The organism is Gemmatimonadota bacterium (assembly GCA_009835325.1).
GTDB lineage: Bacteria > JAAXHH01 > JAAXHH01 > JAAXHH01 > JAAXHH01 > JAAXHH01.
Window position 1 is genome coordinate 1 of record VXWP01000051.1, and the last position, 18,121, is coordinate 18,121.

Here is an 18,121-nt window from a genome sequence, read left to right on the forward strand (position 1 = left end):
GTACCGGCCTCGCCGGCCTCGCCGGCCTCGCCGGCCACGCCGGCCTCGCCGGCCTCGCCCGCCTCGCTGAACGAGCCTTCGACGTATTCCTGGAAGGACTTGTTCTTATAGTCCCGCTGGATCATCCGGCCGCTCGGGGTGTAGTATCTGGCGGTCGTCAGCTTGAGCGCGGAACCGTCCGTCAGGTGAGGCTCCGCGAAGAGGGTCTGAACGAGGCCCTTGCCAAAGCTGCGGGTTCCGGCGATTACGCCCCGGTCCCAGTCCTGGACGGCGCCCGCCACGATTTCGGAAGCGGAGGCGGAGCGGTGGTCCAGCAGGATCACCAGCGGCATTTCCCGGTGGTTTACGCCGCTTATCGATTTGAAGGTCTGGTTTGAGCTCCGGTTCCTTCCCATGGTCTTGACGATTACGCGGCCTTCGGGTATGAACTTGCTGGACACTTCGACCGCCTGGTCCAGGTATCCTCCTGAATTGCCTCTCAAGTCGAGAATCAGCCGTTCCATGCCTTCTTGCTGAAGCCTGTCCAGGGCGGTCTCCAGTTCACGGGAAGTGGTCTTGGCGAACCGGATCAACTGGATGTATCCCGTCCGGTCTTCCAGCATGAAGGACGTCCTGACACTGCGAATGGGGATGCTGTCCCGGGTAATCGTCACGTCGAACCGCTCGTCGACACCGGGCCGTTCGATGGTTACGTCCACCCTGGTTCCCTTCTCCCCGCGCAGCTTCTGCCTCACCTCGTCGTGCTTGATGCCGATCGCCGATTCACCGTCGATCCGGACGATTCGGTCTCCGGACTGCAGGCCGACGGCTTCCGACGGCGATTCGTCGATCACGGAAATCACGTACAGAAACCCATCCAATACGTCGAACTCGATCCCGATACCGTAGAACTTCCCGCTGAAGCGCTCGCCCATTTCGGCGAAGCTCTCCTTGCTCAGGAAGCTGGAATGGGGGTCGAGCACCTCGAGCATGCCGTCGATCGCGGCGTAGATCAACTCGCCTGGCTGGACTTCCTCCACGTAGTTGTCGTTGACCAGGTTGAGCACGCCCATCAGCAGCCTCGTGCTCGAGAAGATGTTGTCCGCCGCATGGATCGTCCTGTCGGCCGCACTGCCGAGCAGGAACGACCCGACCGCGACGAAGACCAGCAGGATGGCGTATTTCGGTTTCTTCAGGGTCGACATATGGCCAGACTCCTTCGTCCCGGTCTTCCGCCCGGGATTCGACCAGGTTCGTGCAGTAAACGACCTTCAGGTTGCATGCCAGGCGAGGTCGCCAGTTGATATTAAAGTAACTAAGTAATACTAAAGCAGGGATGTACCATGTCAACGGTTTTCGAGGCGCGCGGCGATGGTGTTTTTAGTGTTCACGCCTTGACAATCCCCCTGTGTTTCTTTAACTTTTCCGATCTCGCTGATCATCATCTTATTGAGGGTCCGGGTGGATTCCATGCGGTCCCGCGGTCATCCCCGATTGTGACGAATCAGGCACAGCGTATCCATTATACAATATGAACGCCAACGCCATTTCATTGGTTTCACCGTCCACCCCATCGGAACGCAGACGGACACGGGCGGATCACATTCAATCGCGTGAGGATCCTATTCAGTTTCGACTGACGGGTGGTATGGATTTGATGTTCACGGGCCCGCCGCCCCGTAAATCGGAGGCGCCATGAACGTTCTTGTCGTCGGCAAGGGAGGAAGAGAGCACTCGCTGGCCTGGGCGCTTCGCAGGTCGGCCCTCGTGGAAGACCTGTACGCCGCACCGGGCAATCCGGGAATCGCAGCGCTTGGAGACTGCGTCGCCATCGCACCGGAAGACCCGCGCGGGATCGCCGTTTTTGCCCGCGAAAACGGGGTGGACCTGGTGGTGGTGGGACCTGACGGCGCACTGGAAGCCGGCGTGGTCGACGCGGTGGAAAGCATGGGGATACGGGCCTTCGGTCCGACACGGGCGGCCGCCGAAATCGAATGGAGCAAGGTGTTCGCCAAGCGGATGATGCGGGAGGAGGGCATTCCCACGGCCGCGTTCGCAGTGTTTTCGGACGTGGACGCGGCGCGGACGTACGTGAACGAACAGGGTGCGCCGATCGTGATCAAAGCCGACGGCCTGGCCGCCGGCAAGGGCGCGCTGGTATGCCGGACTGTCGAAGAAGCCATGAAGGCCCTTGACGTGGTGATGACCGACAGGATGTTCGGCGATGCGGGCCGGAACGTGGTCGTGGAGGCCTTCATGGAAGGCGAGGAGGCGTCCGTATTCGCGTTGACCGATGGCGAACGGGTCCTTCCGCTGGTCCCGTCGCAGGATCACAAGCCCATCCATGACGGCGATACGGGGCCCAACACCGGGGGCATGGGCGCTTACGCACCGGCGCCGGTCATCGATGAGGGCGCGATGCGGGACATCCTGGAACGGATCATCGAACCCGCGGTTCGTGGCATGAAAACACGCGGACGGCCTTTCAGAGGGGTGTTGTACTGCGGTATCATGATGACCGGTCAGGGCCCAATGGTCGTGGAGTTCAACAGCCGATTCGGCGATCCCGAGGCCCAGGTCATCCTGCCGCTCCTCGAAGACGATTTCGCGGAACTGGCGGTCGGGATCAGCGAGGGCAGGATGCCGGCCCGGCCCCTGACCTGGAAGCGGAAGGCCGCGACCTGCGTGGTGGTAGCCTCCGGTGGATATCCCGGCGAATACGAGAAAGGGATGGAGATAAGCGGGCTGGACCGGTTGGACGCGATGGACGATGTTTTCGCCTTTCATGCCGATACGGCCAGTCGGGACGGAAAACTGGTGACCAACGGCGGCAGGATCGTTGGCGTGACGGCCCTGGCCGACGATCTCGCGGGTTCCATCGACCGGGCCTACGAGGCGGTGGACCGGGTTCGGTTCGAGAACCGGTATTTCCGCAGAGACATCGGCCAAAAGGGCCTGCGCAGGATCGATCGATCGGATTCGAAACCATGAAGGTGTTGGCTGTCGATCCGGAGCGGCCGGACGGTACCGCACTGAAGGAGGCCGCGGGCATAGTCCGCGCCGGGGGCCTCGTGGCTTTTCCGACCGAAACGGTATATGGATTGGGCGCGGACGGAACCAATCCCGACGCGATCCGGCGGGTCTATGAAGCCAAGGGCCGGGAGGAATCGAAGCCGATCCTGGTACTCGTATCCCATAGGAAGGACCTGGCCCGCCTGGTCCGGTGCATCCCCGCAGGTGTCCATGCGGTGATGGACGCCTGCTGGCCCGGACCGTTGACGCTGGTCTTTCCCGCGCTGGACCGCGTGCCGCGGGAACTGCTGGGCGGGGGCGCCACGATCGGGGTCAGGCACAGCGGCGCGGCGATCGCGGGGGCCCTGTGCCGTGCTGCGGGAGGCCCCGTGACCGCACCCAGTGCCAACCGCTCCGGTGAGCCGGAACCCCTTACGGCGGAGGACGTGGCCGCCCAGCTGGGCGACCGGGTCGACCTGATTCTCGATGGCGGACGATCGCCTTCGGACCAGCCTTCGACGGTTGTGGACGTATCCACGGGCACGCCGCGCCTGATCCGCGCGGGGTGTACACCATTTGAACGTGTCGAGGACGCCTGGCGTCCTTGAGCGGCGGCGGGCGCCATGCAGGACGGAACCCTGGGGGTTTCCTTGCCTGACTTGAAGAATCCACTGATCGTACAGAGCGACCGTACCATCCTCGTCGAAGTCGACCATCCGCGCTACGAGGATGCCAGGGACGCACTTGCCCGGTTCGCGGAACTGGAAAAGTCCCCGGAGCACATCCACGTATACCGTCTGAGCCCGCTGTCCCTGTGGAACGCCGCCTCGGCCGGCATGAACGCCGACGGCGTGCTCGAATCGCTCGAAAGCCTGAGCAAGTACGAGATCCCGCAGAACATCCGCCGCGAGATTTACGATTTCATCGACCGGTACGGGCAGCTACGGCTGCAGAAGGAAGACGGCAGGCTGATCCTCGAGTCCGACGACCCCGCCCTGATCGCGGAAGTTTCCGGGCTGCCCTCGGTCAAGCAGTTCCTCGCGCAGCCCCTGGACGAGCGCAGGGTGCAGGTGGGAGACCGGTACCGGGGCCACATCAAGCAGGCGCTGATCAAGGTCGGATTTCCCGTGGAAGACCTGGCGGGATACGTCGAAGGCGCCCCGCTGGAAATCAACCTGCGCACCGCTTCGGGAGACCGGAAGTCCTTCACCATGCGGGACTACCAGCAGGACGCGGTCGGCGCGTTTCACATGAACGGAGAACCGCAGGGAGGCAACGGGGTCATCGTGCTGCCCTGCGGCGCCGGGAAGACCATCGTGGCCCTCGGGGCGATGGCCGTGTTGAAGTGCCACACCCTCGTGCTGACGGCCAATACGGTGGCCCTGCGCCAGTGGCGGGAGGAGTTGATCGAGAAGACCTCGCTGTCGGAAGAGCATATCGGAGAGTATTCGGGTGAAACGAAACAGATCCGGCCCGTAACCCTGGCCACCTACCAGATCCTGACCTACAGGAAGAGCAAGGGGGACGAATTCGAGCATTTCGGCCTCTTCGACCAGAAAGGCTGGGGCCTAATCATCTACGACGAGGTCCATCTGCTCCCCGCCCCCGTTTTCCGGTACACGGCCGAAATCCAGGCCCGCCGTCGCCTCGGGCTCACCGCGACGCTGGTTCGCGAAGACGGCCGGGAGGACGACGTCTTCAGCCTGATCGGCCCCCGCAGATACGACATGCCGTGGAAGCTCCTTGAGCGCCAGGGCTGGATCGCGGAGGCGTACTGCCGTGAAATCCGGATCGATCTGCCCGAAGCGCGGCGCATGTCCTACGCCGTGGCCAATCGCCGCGACAAGTTCAGGATTGCCTCGGAGAACAGCCGCAAGACCGAGATCATTCGCGCCTTGCTGGAACAGCATCCATCGGACCAGGTCCTGATCATCGGTCTGTACGTGAGGCAGCTCAAGCAGATCGCCGCGTTGTTCGACTTTCCCCTGATCACCGGCAGCACGCCGCTTCAGGCCCGCCTCGATCTGTATACCCGGTTCAGAAACGGCGAACTCAAGCGCCTCGTGGTGTCCAAGGTCGCGAACTTCGCCATCGACCTGCCGGACGCCAACGTGGCGATACAGATTTCGGGCACCTTCGGGTCCCGCCAGGAGGAAGCCCAGCGGCTGGGCCGGATCCTCCGTCCCAAGGCGGACGGCTCCGCCGCCATATTCTATTCGCTCATTACGCGGAACACCCTGGACCAGGACTATGCCGTGAACCGCCAGCTCTTTCTGACAGAACAGGGCTACCAGTATACCATCCACGACGTGAGCGAAGTGCGGGCATGACGGTCCGGTTGACACGGACGCGACGGATTTCTATATTTCATTCAAGAGACTTTGGATTGAGATGGCCGGTCCGGCAAGCGCCTGGTACGGTGCAGCCGGAACGGTGCAGCACGGCTGGCGTCCGGACGCTGAGGCGTTTTTTGAAACCGAATCCCCCGCGCGGCGTATAACGCGGTATGGGTGAACATAAAATGGCCGACAATACCTCCATAAACGCGGTGCAGGTCACCGATGTAGAGTCCGGTGTACTGGACGAACTGACCCTGTCGGACGAAGTGCTGTTCGTCCGTGTCCAGCGGGACGATATACGCGCTTTCGAGGTGATCGTCGGAAGATACCGTACCAGGCTGTACAACTGCATCTACCGCATGGTCCACAATACGGAATGCGCGGAAGACCTGGTGCAGGAGACGTTCTTGCGGGTCTACCGGAACCGTCACAACTACAAGGCGATCTCCAATCTCTCCACCTGGATCTATACTATCGCACTCAATCTCGCCCGTAGCGAGTTGCGCAAGCGGAAACGCCGCCAGTTCTTCTCCCTGAATGCTTCGCCCCACGAGAACAGCACGCGGGAAAGCATCGATCTGCCGGACACGAACGCGGGGCCCGGCGATCACCTGGAGCAAAACGAACTGGGCCGGGCAATACAGCACGCGATCGATCAGTTGCCGGACAAATACAAGTCCGTGATCGTGCTGCGCGACATTGAAGAGCTTTCTTACGAGCAGATCGGCGAGATCCTCCGCTGTCCTACGGGAACCGTCAAGTCCCGGGTCAACCGGGGACGGCTGAGACTGCAGGAAATGTTGAGACAGTGGCAGGTCGAGATACTTTGAGGAGGAAGGACGTTTTGAATTGCAGTGGATATGAGCGGCAGATGTCGGAATACCTGGACGGTCAGCTGTCGAAGGCCGCTGAAGACGAGCTTCGATTTCACCTGAACGGATGTCCCCGGTGCCGGCTCAGGATGCAGGACATGGAAAGCGCCATGCGGGCCGTGAAGAGTCTTCCCGCCCTATCCCCCCGGCCGATGTTCGAACAGCAGCTCGGCAACCTGCTGAACCGGGAAGTTGCCCGCGAATTATACGCCTCCTCCTGGTTGAAACGCGTATCGGCGGCCTTTACCGAACTGGGCGAACTCAGCCGGCAGCGACCCGTTCAACTGGTATTCGCGACCAGCCTGATCCTGACCATAACCGTGATCGGCGGTTTTGCCGGAATAGCCGGTCCGTCGGACAGGCCCGATTCGTCCGCAGGGCCAGAAATGGCTTTTGCCCTGCCGACGCCCTTCGAACCCGAACTTGCGCCGCCCGATCCCATTTCGCCCTTTCCCCTGGAACGGGAACTCGCGCCGCACATGGCGATAGAACCGGCAATGAACACGGAACAGGCAACAAATCCCCCCACTCCCGCAGCAACCAGTCTCCCATACACCACAAACGGCATTACCGGCGACAGACCGGGTATCCTCACCGTCAGGACCATGGAACCGATGACCCATGGGATCCGGTTCGTTCCGGCGGGTACGGGCATGCGCCTCGATCCATCCCTGTTCGACGAGGCCTTCGGCCGGGACCTGGTAGCCGGCGGAGATCCGGATCGGCCGGCGCTGGAAGACCTGCTGCAAACCGTTGGCACCACTGAGCTTCGAGATTCCCAGCGTGCGCCCGGCACGACCGGCGCGCCCAACGCGCCGCCGTCATCGGGCCCGACCGCTCCTCTCAAGCGCGTCCGCATATCGTTCTGATCCACCATGCGCGGTTCTCACTCCAACCCCCATCTCCGGACCGGCCGACTCCGGCCTTTGATCTGGGCCGTGCTTCTGGCCTGCGGCTGGCACACGGGCGACGATCGCCGGGTCCATGGGCAAACCACCCCCTACCTGCATAGCCTCGAGCGGGAGATCGTAAGCCTCGTAGAACGGGTCGAACCGACGGTCGCCAGCGTGATCGTGCAGCGCAAGTTCATCAATACGGTGAACGGGCAGACGTTCACGGACTGGGAACGGTCCATCGGGACCGGCGTGGTCCTTCACCGGAACGGTTTCATCATTACGACCGCCGGTGTCGTGGATCATGCCCACGATATCCTGGTGAACTTTCGGAACGGCCGGTACCGCCGGGGCCATCTCGTCGGGGTCGACCGGCTTTCCGATATTGCCGTGATCCGCGTCGACAGCCTGGAAACCCGTTCCGCTCGCCTGGGTAATTCCGATGACGTCCGTCCGGGGTCCTGGGTGCTGGTGCTGAACAACGCCCATGGCTTCCCGTCCTCGATGACGACGGGGATCGTGAACGGGCTGCGGGAAGAGGACGTCATGATCCAGGTCAGCGCCGTGGTCGGTTCCACCTACTCGGGCGGCGCGGTGTTCTCCACGAACGGCCGCCTGCTCGGTCTCGTAGCCGATCGCCGTCGGGCTCAGGCGCCCGGCTCGGTCGATTCCGGGGCAGGCGAAGGCAGGGGCCTGATCGCCGTTATACCCATTAATCGCGTGAAGACTTTTGCCCGGCAGCTCATCGAATTCGGCGAGATCCGCCGGAGCTGGCTGGGCGTTCACGTGGAAAAAATCTGGGAAAGCGTCACCATCGGCGGCGACCGCAATATCATGCTGGGCGCCGTGGAAGGCATGGTCGTTTCGGACGTGTATTCCGACAGTCCCGCCATGCGGGTCGGTCTGCGCAAGGGCGATGTGCTTCAGGCCGTGAACGGCGTCTCCATGAACCATCCCATCGTCCTCGCCGAGTTCGTGACCACGCTTCCGGTGGGCACCCGGATCGAAATCAGGTACCTTCGAGGGGATGTGGAACATACCGCGCACACTGAGCTCGCGGCGCAACCGAAAACACTCGCCGCGCCCGCTTCTCCCTTGCTCACCGAAGAGGGTCCGGACGATCCCCGGTCCGGTGAAGATCCCCGTCTCATCCAGCAGATGATCCTGGAACACGAAAGGGAACTCGCAGCCCACCGGATCAAGTTGAACCAACTCAAGCGGCTGCTGGATGAACGCATGCGGCTGATCGGTCGGCGATCCCCGGTCCGGTCCGGAGACGATGGATTCTGAGCGATCGATCCGCCGGGGCCGCCACGTGCTCCAGGCCAAACATCCCTTGCCTGTACGATCCACACCGGTATACATTCACACCACACCTTTTCCACCCGCGCTTTACGATATGAGTTAGACCTTCGCGGTATGCGTCAGGCAGCCGCGGCATCCGCAGTATTCCACCAGGGGAGTGTGCATGGAACACCGAAAACTCGGCCGCACCGATACGTCACTCAGCTTCATTGGCCTGGGCTGCGTAACGTTCGGCCGTGAGATCGACGAGGACGCATCGGCAGCCATACTGGACGATGCAGTCGAAAGAGGGATTAACTGGCTCGATACGGCGGAGGCGTATGGAGGCGGCAATGCCCGGACCTACCGGCGGGACGTGTTGAAAGTCGATGATGTGCGCGAGACCTCGGATATCATGGGCTCTTCCGAGATCATCATCGGAAAGTGGATGAAAGCGCGAGGCTGCAGGGACGACGTGGTGATCTGCTCCAAGGTGAGCAGCGGAAATCGCCCGGAGAACATCGCCCGGGCGCTCCGGGTCAGTCTCGAGCGCTTGCAGGTGGACTGCGTGGACATCTACGAACTGCATTCCCCCGATGAGACGGTCCCCATTGCCGAAAGCCTGGCCGCGCTGGACGAGGAGGTTTCAGCGGGAAGGATCGGGACCGTGGGCTGCAGCAACTTCAACGCTTCCCAGCTCCGGGAGGCCCTGGACACCAGCGCCAGGGGGGGCTATGCCCGATTCGAGGTAGTCCAGCCGCCCTACAACCTGGCCGATCCCGGCGCCCAGGACGAACTGTTTCCGCTGTGCCGGCGGGAGGAAGTGGGCGTCACGTCCTACAGTCCGCTCGCCGCGGGTTTCCTGGCGGGAAAATACACGCCGGACCGTAACGACTTCCCGAAAGGCTCGCGCTTCGACGTGATTCCCGGACACGCGGACATCTACTTCAACGACCGGAACTTCCGCAACGTGGAGCGGCTGCGGGCCCTGGCGGATAACAGGGGAATTCCGATGGTGTGTATGGCCATGGCATGGGCCATGGGGCATCCCGATATCACGTCGGTCCTCGTAGGCGCCCGCCATACCGGCCACCTGGACAACGCCTTCGATGCCCTCGCCCTGAAGGGGGACACGGAACTGCGTGATGAAATGTCGAGTTGGCTGACGGACTGAGCGCAACGCGCAACGGTGCGACAACGACGATTTCGAGAGGGGGATTACGTGGGGTTGGATCCAGTTGAAATGACGAAGGAATTCGTGGATGTGAAGTCCGTCAGCCGGTGGAGCAACGCGGCGGTATCCGACCTCGTCGAAGACCGGATGAAGGCATGCGGACTCGAAGTGGAACGGCTGTCCTACGAGGACGAAAACGGCGAACTGAAGGTCAGCCTCGTCGGACGCAAGGGTGAAGGCGAGGGCGGCCTGGCCTTCCTGTCCCATACGGATACGGTGCCGGGGCAGGAGCAGGACTGGGACGCCTATCACGGCGTGGTCGAAGGCGACCGGCTGCTGGGACGGGGCAGCTGCGACATGAAGGGCCCGCTGGCATGCACCATGATCGCCGCCGCGCAGGTGGACGCGGAACGGCTGAAGAAGCCGCTGATCGTGGTGGCGACGGCCGACGAGGAAGTGGGTGGAGGCGGTGCGCACCAGGTCGCCACGGAATCCCGCATCATGGGCGCCGTTCGTCCTACCTACGGCGTGGTGGCCGAGCCGACCAGCCTGACGCCGGTGTACGCCCACAAGGGCTCGGCCCACATCGTCGTGACGGCCCACGGCAGGGCAGCACACACCAGCACGGGCCTTGGGGAATCCGCCAATTTCAAGATCGCTCCTTTCCTGGCTGAAATGGCCGAATTGGCGGAGCGGATCAAAACGGATGAACGGTTCCTGAACGCGGAGTTCAGCCCCCCTTCCAACGGGTTCAACATGGTGATCACCGACTACGACACGAAGCAGAACGTCTCCGCGGCGCGGTCGACCTGTCACATCTGCTTCCGCACGATGCCGGACGATCACAGCGAAGAACTGGTGGGCGAACTGGTCTCACGGGCCGAAGGCTACGGCTTCGAGGTTACGAGCAGCATATCACGCCCCTTCTACGCCGATCCTTCGAACCCCATCGTGCAACTGGCCTCCGATGTCACCGGCGGCAAGCGGCCGGAGACCGTGCCCTACGGGACCGACGCCCCCCATTTCAGGGAGCAGCTGCAAATGGTGGTCCTGGGACCCGGCAGTATCGAGCAGGCCCACACGGTGGGCGAATACGTGGAAATACCGCAGCTTTACGAAGCGGTGGACATCTACGCACGCATGATTCACGAAGTTTGCTTATAGGAGTCGATCCATGGCGGATTCCGTAGGATATACCGATACCTCCGTAATACCCGGCAGCAAATGGCGCGTCCACGACGGCGACCGGCCCCAGCCCCGCGTGGTCACGCCGGGCGGCGCCTGCGGGAGCCCTCCCTCAGACGCGGTCGTGCTCTTCGACGGATCTGACCTCGCCCAGTGGGTCGGCCGCGATGGAAGCGACGCCGCGTGGAAGGTGGAATGCGGCTACATGGAGGTAAACGGCACGGGGGACATCTCGACCCGCGCGCATTTCGGCGACTGCCAGCTTCATCTCGAATGGGCCACGCCCGAAGAGGTGGTCGGAGACAGCCAGGGCCGGGGCAACAGCGGCGTGTTCCTGCTGGGGCTCTATGAAATCCAGGTGCTGGACAGCTTCGACAACCGGACCTATGCCGACGGTTCCGCCTCGTCCATTTACGGCCAGTACCCTCCCCTGGTCAATGCCAGCAGGGGACCGGGTGAATGGCAGAGCTACGATATCGTCTTCGAATCGCCTTCGTGGGACGGCGACAGGCTGGTGAAGGGCGCGCACCTGACGGTTATCCACAACGGGATCGTGGTGCACCACCGTCAGCGGGCCGTCGGTCCCACCGGGCACAGGGACCTGGCGAACTACGACACGCCCCACACCGACACGGGCCCCCTGCAACTGCAGGATCACGGCGATCCCGTCCGGTTCCGCAACATCTGGATGAGACGCCTTACCGCCTACGACGCATCCTGAGCCGTCAGGTCTGCCCGGGTTCGCCCGTTTCGCCCGTTTCGCCCGGTTCGCGTACCCAGATCAGGATGACGAAGGATGCGGCCGCGGCCATGACGCCGCAGGCCGCTCCGACGGAAGGATATCCGAAGGCGACGTAGAGCACGCCGCAAAGCGCCGTACCCCCGGCGATGCCGAATTCCGCCACTGTGTTCTTGAGCGCGATGAGCGTGCCGCGTTCCTCGTCGGATGCCATGGCCGTCACGAGCGCCTGAAGCGGCGCGTGGCGGAAGGCCCCGGCGATGCCGGTGAGGATGAACCCGCCGAAGACCACCGGCAGCAGGCCGATTACCCAGGGTATAGTTGCCAGCAGGCCGGCCATCACCAGCCCGCTCACCACCACGACGCCCCTTTTACCCGCGCGGTCCGAGATGTATCCGGCCAGAGGGCTGCCCACCAGTGCGCCCAGTCCGCTGAAGAGGAATATCAGGCCGATCCAGTCGGTCGAGAGTCCGTAAGCCTCCCGCAGCCACGTCCCCACGTAGGTGATGAAACCGACGGTGGAAGCCGATACGAGAAAAGACGCAGCAACCACCGCCAGGGGGCCGGTTCGTCCGAGGAATCGACCGTAGCTTCTTGCCAGGTTGTTGATGGAGACCGCGCGGGCCGCGCTGACCGCGCTGACTGCGTGGACCTCTCCGTACGCACCGTCTGCACCGCCCGCACTGCCCGTACCGCCCAAGCTGACCTTGCGGGCCATGCTGACCGCCGGAACGCGATGAGGCAGGACGGCCAGCGCCGGCGCCCAAAGCAGCAACCCGGCCCCGGCAAAAACGCCGAAGGCCCACCGCCAGGACCAGGCCTCCGCGACAAAGGCCCCGGCCGGCACGCCCAGGATCATGGCCGCGAAGTAACCGGACATGACCAGTCCCATGGCGGCGCCCCGCCGCCTGTAGGGAAAGTGGTCCCCGATACAGGCGGTAATATTGAGGGAGAGGGCGCCTGCGGCCGCGCCGGTGACGGCCCGGAAGGCCACCAGCGAAGCATAGTCCCACGCCAGGCCGCACAGCAGGGTCGCAGCGGTGAATAAGATCAGCGCGGCGATGAGCATTCTCCTGCGTCCGGTCCGGTCCGACAACGGACCGATCGCGAAGGAGACCACGGCCGCGGCGATGGCATAAACTGAGACCAGCAGCCCGGCCCGGCCCGCGCCCATGCCGAAGGCGGCCATCAGGTCGGGCAGAAGTGGGGAGATCATCTGATTGTCGGCTACGGCCACGAACATGAGGCCGAACAATACCACGATCAGACGGTTGTTTCCTTCCCGGCTTTTCTCAGTCATCAGGGGTTCCTACTGAGATGCGTCACAGGTATGCGCCGTTGTGCATCCACGGTGTTGCTTCGTGCCATTCGAGCACCCGGTCCCGGATACCGGCCGCCAGCTCCGTGTCGTGGCGGGCGTCCCCCAGGTTGGACAACTGGTAGGGGTCAGACCGCAGATCGAAGAAGCATTCCCGGTCATCCAGCACTTTTCCGTTTTTCGGATCGACACGGATCCCGTAGGTGTGGGTCGGCGTGCGCAGTCCGATTTGTCCCAGGGAAGTCTCCACGAATACGCCCTCGTCTTCCAACGGACTGTTTTCACCCGATATCACCGACGCGAGATCGCACCCCTGAACATGGGCGGGTACGGAACCGCCGCAGAGGGAGAGCAAGGTGGGCATGACGTCGATGAGCTGGGCCGTCGTGGCCGCATCGACCCGGGGGTTCAGGCGGCCCGGCGCGTGAAAGACCAGCGGGACGCGGATGGACTCTTCGATCAGGCGGCCCTTGTTGAACAGGTGGTGGCTGCCGAGGTTGTCGCCGTGATCGGAGAGGAAAACGACGATGGTGTTTTCCGCGAGGTGGTACGCCTTGAGGAAATGCATGAGGCGTCCGACCATGTCGTCCACCCAGGTCGTCATGCCGTAATACAGGGCGATCAGGTGCCGCAGATCGAATCCGGGGGGCAGCTTGCGCGTGAACGGCAGGTCTTTTTCGTAGAAGAGAAAGTCCCACAGGTAGACCTTGAACCAATGTTCGTTGTATGGCAGCCGGCCGTCCCGGTAGACGTTGGGCCGCAGGGGGATATCGGCGGGGTCGTACATATCCAGGTACGTTTCGGGCGCGTCCATGAGAGGCATGTGGGGTGGAGAAATGCTGTAGTAGAGGAAAAAGGGATTCGCCTGGTTTTCGCGGTCTCTCAGGTAGCCCCCGACCTGGTCCGATTCGAAGCGGACGCTGAATCCTTCCACCAGGAACTCCTCACCGTCGTTCTCCACGAAGGACTGACCGCTGTGCCGGTGGTGGACGCGAGGGTACAGGCTGTAGTCGAACCCCAGCGTTCCGGGCGCGGAGTGGATGTGCCATTTCCCGATCAGCGCCGTATCGTATCCGAGGGTCTTGAACATCTCGGGCAGCGTCGGAGCAGGCAGGTGGGGTCGGCCGGCTGCCGGATACTCGGGCATCGTCGTGGATCCATCCGCCATCCGCTCCGCGAAGTTGCCCAGCGCGCCCATGCAGGTCCGGCTGTACTGGCCCGACAGGAGACAGGACCTGGCGGGCATGCAGACGGGGTTGTTGCTCACCGCCGTTTCGAATCGCACGCCTTCTGTGGCGAGCCGGTCCAGGTGGGGCGTCCGGACGACTTCGTTTCCGTAGCATCCCACTTCAAATGCGCGCAGCTGGTCGCAGATGCAGAGGATGACGTTCGGACGGGAAGGGATTGCGGAGCCGGTCACGATGAACTCCGTTGCGGTAGGGTCAGAGCAGGAGCCGGATCGCCATGACGACCAGTACCACGTTCAGGACCACGCGGATCAGCCCCTCGCCCCGCTTGACGGTGAAATGCGCGCCGATCCATCCGCCGGCTGTCGTGCCCACGGCCAGGGCGGCTCCGAGCAGCCAGAGTACCTGTCCTTTGTCCGCGAAGATGGCCAGCGCGACCAGGGTGTAGATACCGACGATGAATACCTTGAAGGCGTTTACGCGGACGAGGTCGAGGCCGACGACCCGATAGAGCACCGCCATGAGAAAGAACCCGACCCCGGCCTGGATGAACCCGCCGTAGAACCCCACCGCGACCATCAGGACGTGCCCCAGGAGGAGTCGCTTCGGCTTCTCGGTAGTCTCCGCGTCACGCTGTTTCCTGCTCATGAGGATCAGCAGCAGGATCATCAGGCCGCCGAGGATCCTGTTGAAGAGCTCGCCGCTGACCTGGGTCCCCAGGTACGCCCCCAACGCCGCCCCCGGCACCGCGCAGAGCGCGAGGGTCAGCATGGTGCGCAGCTCCGCATACCCTTGCTTGAAGAAGCTGGTGACGGCCGATGCGTTCTGGGCGACGATGGCCACGCGGTTGGTGCCGTTGGCCACGTTTCCTGGCAGGCCCAGGAAGATGAGCACGGGGAGGGCCAGGAGCGAGCCGCCGCCTGCCATGACGTTCAGGAATCCCGAAAGGACGCCCACGCCGGCGAGCAGGAACAGCTGCCAGAGTTCGAATTCCATGGCGCCTAACCCGGGACCGGCGCGTCGTCGCGTATCAGCCCGTCCGACTTGAGCTCTGCCCAGAGGTCGGCAGGTATGGGATGCTGGTAGTTAGTCAGGTTTGATTCGACGTACTCGGGCCGGACCGCGCCGGGAATGACGGACGCGACCGCCGGGTGGAACAACGGGAACTGGAGGGCGGCCGCGGCGAGGGGCACGCCGTGACGCTCGCAAACGGCCTGTATGCGACGGGTTTTCTCCATGATTTCGGGCGTCGCGGGAAAGTAACCGTAGGTCGATGTCTCCGTGGGTCCCGTGACCAGGATGCCGGAGGCGAAGACGGCGCCGATCACGATGCCGATGCCGTCCTCCACGCACCGGGGCAGTTCCAGGTCCAGCGCGTCCTGGTCCAGGAGCGTGTAAGGCATGGCGACGATAAAGAAATCCAGGGGCATCAGGTCCAGGAAGCGCAGCATCATCCCGGTCTTGTTCAGGCCGGCGCCCACGCCCTTGATGTCGCCCGAGGCCTTGAGTTCCGCCAGCGCGCGCCAGCCGCTGGTGAACAGCTGGTGCAGGTAGGCCTGGATCTGCGGCTCGTTGTGGTAGAAGGGGTCGAGGTCGTGGATCAGCAACAGGTCGATGCGGTGGATCCCGAAGCGGATCAGGCTGTCCTCGTAGGATCGCATGATCCCGTCGTAGCTGTAGTCGTAGACATGGTCGAAGGGCAGCCCGCCGCACCAGAAACCCTGATCGAAGCGCTTCAGGTCCCGCGTCGCCTTGAAAACGCGGCCGACCTTGGTGGACACTACGTAGGAGCCGTGGCTTTTCTGTCGTAGCAGCTCACCCAGCCTCAATTCGCTCTTGCCGTACCCGTACCAGGGCGACGTGTCGTAGTAGCGGATCCCGGCACTCCAGGCCGCGCGCAGCGTGGCGCGGGACTTCGCGTCCGTGACGGGCTGAAAGAGATCTCCCAGCGGCGCGCTGCCGAAACCCAGCTCGGTCACATAGGCGTCCGTGGTACCCAGTTGTCTCGCGGCAATCGGCATGCTGTTTTCCTTTCTGTGAATACCGCCGTCAGGGCTCTACTTTCCCTCGAAGAGGGTGGCGGTTGCATATTATGCGAATCCTGTCTGGAATCCTGTATAGAGTAATCGTTCAGGCATTTCGTGTCACCCGTTTTATGGCGTCTGTGCCGGGACGAAACCGTTGACAGCCCCACGCCGATTCCGTATGATGCACCAGCGACTCCATCACGTAATCCAACCCGTCGTCCAAGGGACACGCCAGTTGTTCCGAATCGATCAGTCCGCGGCCAGACTGAGAAAGGCAGCGCGAATGCGTCCGGTGGTTCCCTTGCTCCTGCTCGGTGCGTTCGTCGTCCTCATCACCCTTTCCGTCCTCGCGCTGCCGGTTGGCGGCCAAAAGGAAGCCGGCGGGACGGAACGGCATGTCAACTCCTTCGGCGTGACACTGCCTCCTGACGCGGCGGCGCCGGAACACCAGGTCCTCACCCAGTTTGCGCCCGACAACCGGTATCTCGACCGGGGCACGTCCACCTACAAGCAGGCATGGGGCGTGGGCCTGGTCGCCGAGCCGCTCGCCCGCGTGGACCGCAACTTCAACCTGCACCCGGCCGGCGCCACCTCCTGGAAACTGTCCGATGACGGACTGACCTGGACGTACAATATCCGCAAAGGGATGATCTTCGCCGACGGCCATCCGCTCACGGCCCGCGACTACGAGGCCACCTTCCGCCGCTGGGCAAATCCCGATACGGGGTTCGAATTCGAATGGTACTTCCGGGCTATAAGGAACTGGACCGACATCGTGGGACGACGCCTTCCGCTCGACTCCCTCGGAGTGAAGGCCCACGACGACTACACCGTGTCGTTCACCACGGATCGCCCCGCGCCCTACCTGCCGCTCCTGCTGGCCAAGAGCTGGGTGTCCCCGACCCACCTGTTCGACAAGTACGGACCCGAATGGGCGACTCGTCCCGAAACCCATTTCGGAAGCGGACCCTACCGCCTGGTCGAGTGGATCAAGGGCGACCGCATCGTGCTGGGCATCAACCACAACTACCGTGGACCGATAGAACCCATGCTGGAACGCGTCGTGGCCCGGCTGTTCAACCTTGCCGTACCGCCCCAGTTCCTCTCGGCCTACGAAGCGGGCGAGGTGGACTATGTTCCCCTGACCAACCAGGCCGAGATCAACCGGATCAAGGCGGATCCTGTCTTGAGCAAACAACTCAATGCCTACACGGATTTCGCCACGTATTACCTGATGCTGGACACCTATAATCCGCCCTTCGACGACATCCGCGTGCGCAAGGCCTTCGCCCATGCCATCGATGTCGACGCCATCATGAAGTCGGCCATGCGGGACGTGGGCGTTCCGGCCTCTTCCATGCTGCCCCCCGGATTTCCGGGTTCAAACTCGGAGGAACTGGCCCCCTTTCAACGGTTCGATCCCGTACTCGCCCGCCAGTACCTCGCCGAGGCCGGCTACCCCGGCGGACGCGGTTTTCCGGAGGTGAACATCTGGCTGCGCGCGGAAGCCGCCAACATCCGGATCGCCGCGGAGGCGGTGCAGGCCATGCTGAATCAGCATCTGGGGCTGGATGTGGGCGTGCGCAACGTGGAGCGCAAAGTCTACGCGGATGCCATGAGCGCCCGGGAACTGACCCTTGGCATGGTACCGTACCAGTACGACTTTATCGACGCGGGCAACCTGCTGACCATCTGGATGTCCAATGGCCGGCACGCGTGGCACAACGATCGATTCGAGCAACTCGTGCTACAGGCCAATGAACTGGTCGGGGATCCTGAACGGCGTATGGCCATGTACCGGGAAGCCGAGCGGATCCTGGTCGATGAAGCCGGGGGTATCTTCCTCTGGTACATCCGGATCAACCAGATGTGGAAGCCCTTCATCCGGGGAGATGCCCTGGAACCCAACAAGTGGGGCTACCGGGCCTGGCGGGGCGAGCTCATGTCCAATCTCCAGACCGAGCTCTACATCACGAAGGACGTATTAAAGGATCCCACGAAGAACCAGCCGGAGCCCTTCCGGTTCTGGCAGTGGCTGACTGGCGACGACTGATGCGAGCCGCGCGTGAGTCGGCAGCGGCCCGGCCGGCACTGACGGCATCCGGCCGCGGC

The 18,121-nt window shown here is 63.1% G+C and carries 15 protein-coding genes; 10 read left to right on the forward strand and 5 right to left on the reverse strand.

Annotated elements, in window-relative coordinates; all coding sequences use genetic code 11:
• A partial coding sequence (locus F4Z81_06470) for a S41 family peptidase (protein MXW04696.1) occupies nt 1-1,184 on the reverse strand: 1,184 nt, incomplete at its 3' end.
• A gap of 490 nt (nt 1,185-1,674) precedes the next feature.
• Between F4Z81_06470 and purD the strand changes: the two genes are divergently transcribed.
• From purD to F4Z81_06515, 9 genes are all read left to right on the forward strand, one after another.
• A complete protein-coding gene (gene purD / locus F4Z81_06475) occupies nt 1,675-2,970 on the forward strand; it encodes a phosphoribosylamine--glycine ligase (GenBank protein MXW04697.1) in 1,296 nt (431 codons plus the stop codon).
• Nucleotides 2,967-3,599 (forward strand): threonylcarbamoyl-AMP synthase, encoded by a 633-nt coding sequence (locus tag F4Z81_06480; GenBank protein ID MXW04698.1) that lies wholly within the window; start codon nt 2,967-2,969, stop codon nt 3,597-3,599. The genes purD and F4Z81_06480 overlap by 4 nt, the downstream gene beginning before the upstream one ends.
• A gap of 15 nt (nt 3,600-3,614) precedes the next feature.
• Complete coding sequence (locus F4Z81_06485) at nt 3,615-5,321, forward strand: DEAD/DEAH box helicase (protein ID MXW04699.1); 1,707 nt, start codon at nt 3,615-3,617, stop codon at nt 5,319-5,321.
• 176 nt (nt 5,322-5,497) lie between these two features.
• Entirely contained in the window at nt 5,498-6,160 is a 663-nt protein-coding gene (locus F4Z81_06490; GenBank protein MXW04700.1) for a sigma-70 family RNA polymerase sigma factor, read from the forward strand.
• Between the two features lie 41 nt (nt 6,161-6,201).
• Complete coding sequence (locus F4Z81_06495) at nt 6,202-7,071, forward strand: hypothetical protein (GenBank protein MXW04701.1); 870 nt, start codon at nt 6,202-6,204, stop codon at nt 7,069-7,071.
• A 6-nt stretch (nt 7,072-7,077) separates the two neighbouring features.
• A complete protein-coding gene (locus F4Z81_06500; protein ID MXW04702.1) occupies nt 7,078-8,385 on the forward strand; it encodes a PDZ domain-containing protein in 1,308 nt (435 codons plus the stop codon).
• A 178-nt stretch (nt 8,386-8,563) separates the two neighbouring features.
• On the forward strand, nt 8,564-9,553 hold the full coding sequence (locus tag F4Z81_06505) for an aldo/keto reductase (protein ID MXW04703.1): 990 nt from the start codon (nt 8,564-8,566) through the stop codon (nt 9,551-9,553).
• A 69-nt stretch (nt 9,554-9,622) separates the two neighbouring features.
• Nucleotides 9,623-10,717: a M20 family metallopeptidase gene (locus tag F4Z81_06510; protein ID MXW04704.1), complete on the forward strand. Its 1,095-nt coding sequence runs from the start codon at nt 9,623-9,625 to the stop codon at nt 10,715-10,717.
• Between the two features lie 10 nt (nt 10,718-10,727).
• Nucleotides 10,728-11,459, forward strand: a complete 732-nt coding sequence (locus F4Z81_06515) for a DUF1080 domain-containing protein (GenBank protein ID MXW04705.1) — start codon at nt 10,728-10,730, stop codon at nt 11,457-11,459.
• A gap of 4 nt (nt 11,460-11,463) precedes the next feature.
• Here the strand turns inward: F4Z81_06515 and F4Z81_06520 are convergent, their stop codons facing one another.
• From F4Z81_06520 to F4Z81_06535, 4 genes are read right to left on the reverse strand one after another with little or no spacing between them, the layout of a single operon-like run.
• Nucleotides 11,464-12,777 (reverse strand): MFS transporter, encoded by a 1,314-nt coding sequence (locus F4Z81_06520; GenBank protein ID MXW04706.1) that lies wholly within the window; start codon nt 12,775-12,777, stop codon nt 11,464-11,466.
• A 22-nt stretch (nt 12,778-12,799) separates the two neighbouring features.
• Entirely contained in the window at nt 12,800-14,218 is a 1,419-nt protein-coding gene (locus F4Z81_06525) for a sulfatase-like hydrolase/transferase (GenBank protein ID MXW04707.1), read from the reverse strand.
• A gap of 19 nt (nt 14,219-14,237) precedes the next feature.
• Nucleotides 14,238-14,978 (reverse strand): sulfite exporter TauE/SafE family protein, encoded by a 741-nt coding sequence (locus tag F4Z81_06530; protein ID MXW04708.1) that lies wholly within the window; start codon nt 14,976-14,978, stop codon nt 14,238-14,240.
• Between the two features lie 5 nt (nt 14,979-14,983).
• On the reverse strand, nt 14,984-16,003 hold the full coding sequence (locus F4Z81_06535; protein MXW04709.1) for an aldo/keto reductase: 1,020 nt from the start codon (nt 16,001-16,003) through the stop codon (nt 14,984-14,986).
• A gap of 184 nt (nt 16,004-16,187) precedes the next feature.
• On the opposite strand from F4Z81_06535, the gene F4Z81_06540 reads away from it, so the two are divergent.
• Nucleotides 16,188-18,062 (forward strand): peptide ABC transporter substrate-binding protein, encoded by a 1,875-nt coding sequence (locus tag F4Z81_06540; protein MXW04710.1) that lies wholly within the window; start codon nt 16,188-16,190, stop codon nt 18,060-18,062.
• Nucleotides 18,063-18,121: the final 59 nt, after the last annotated feature.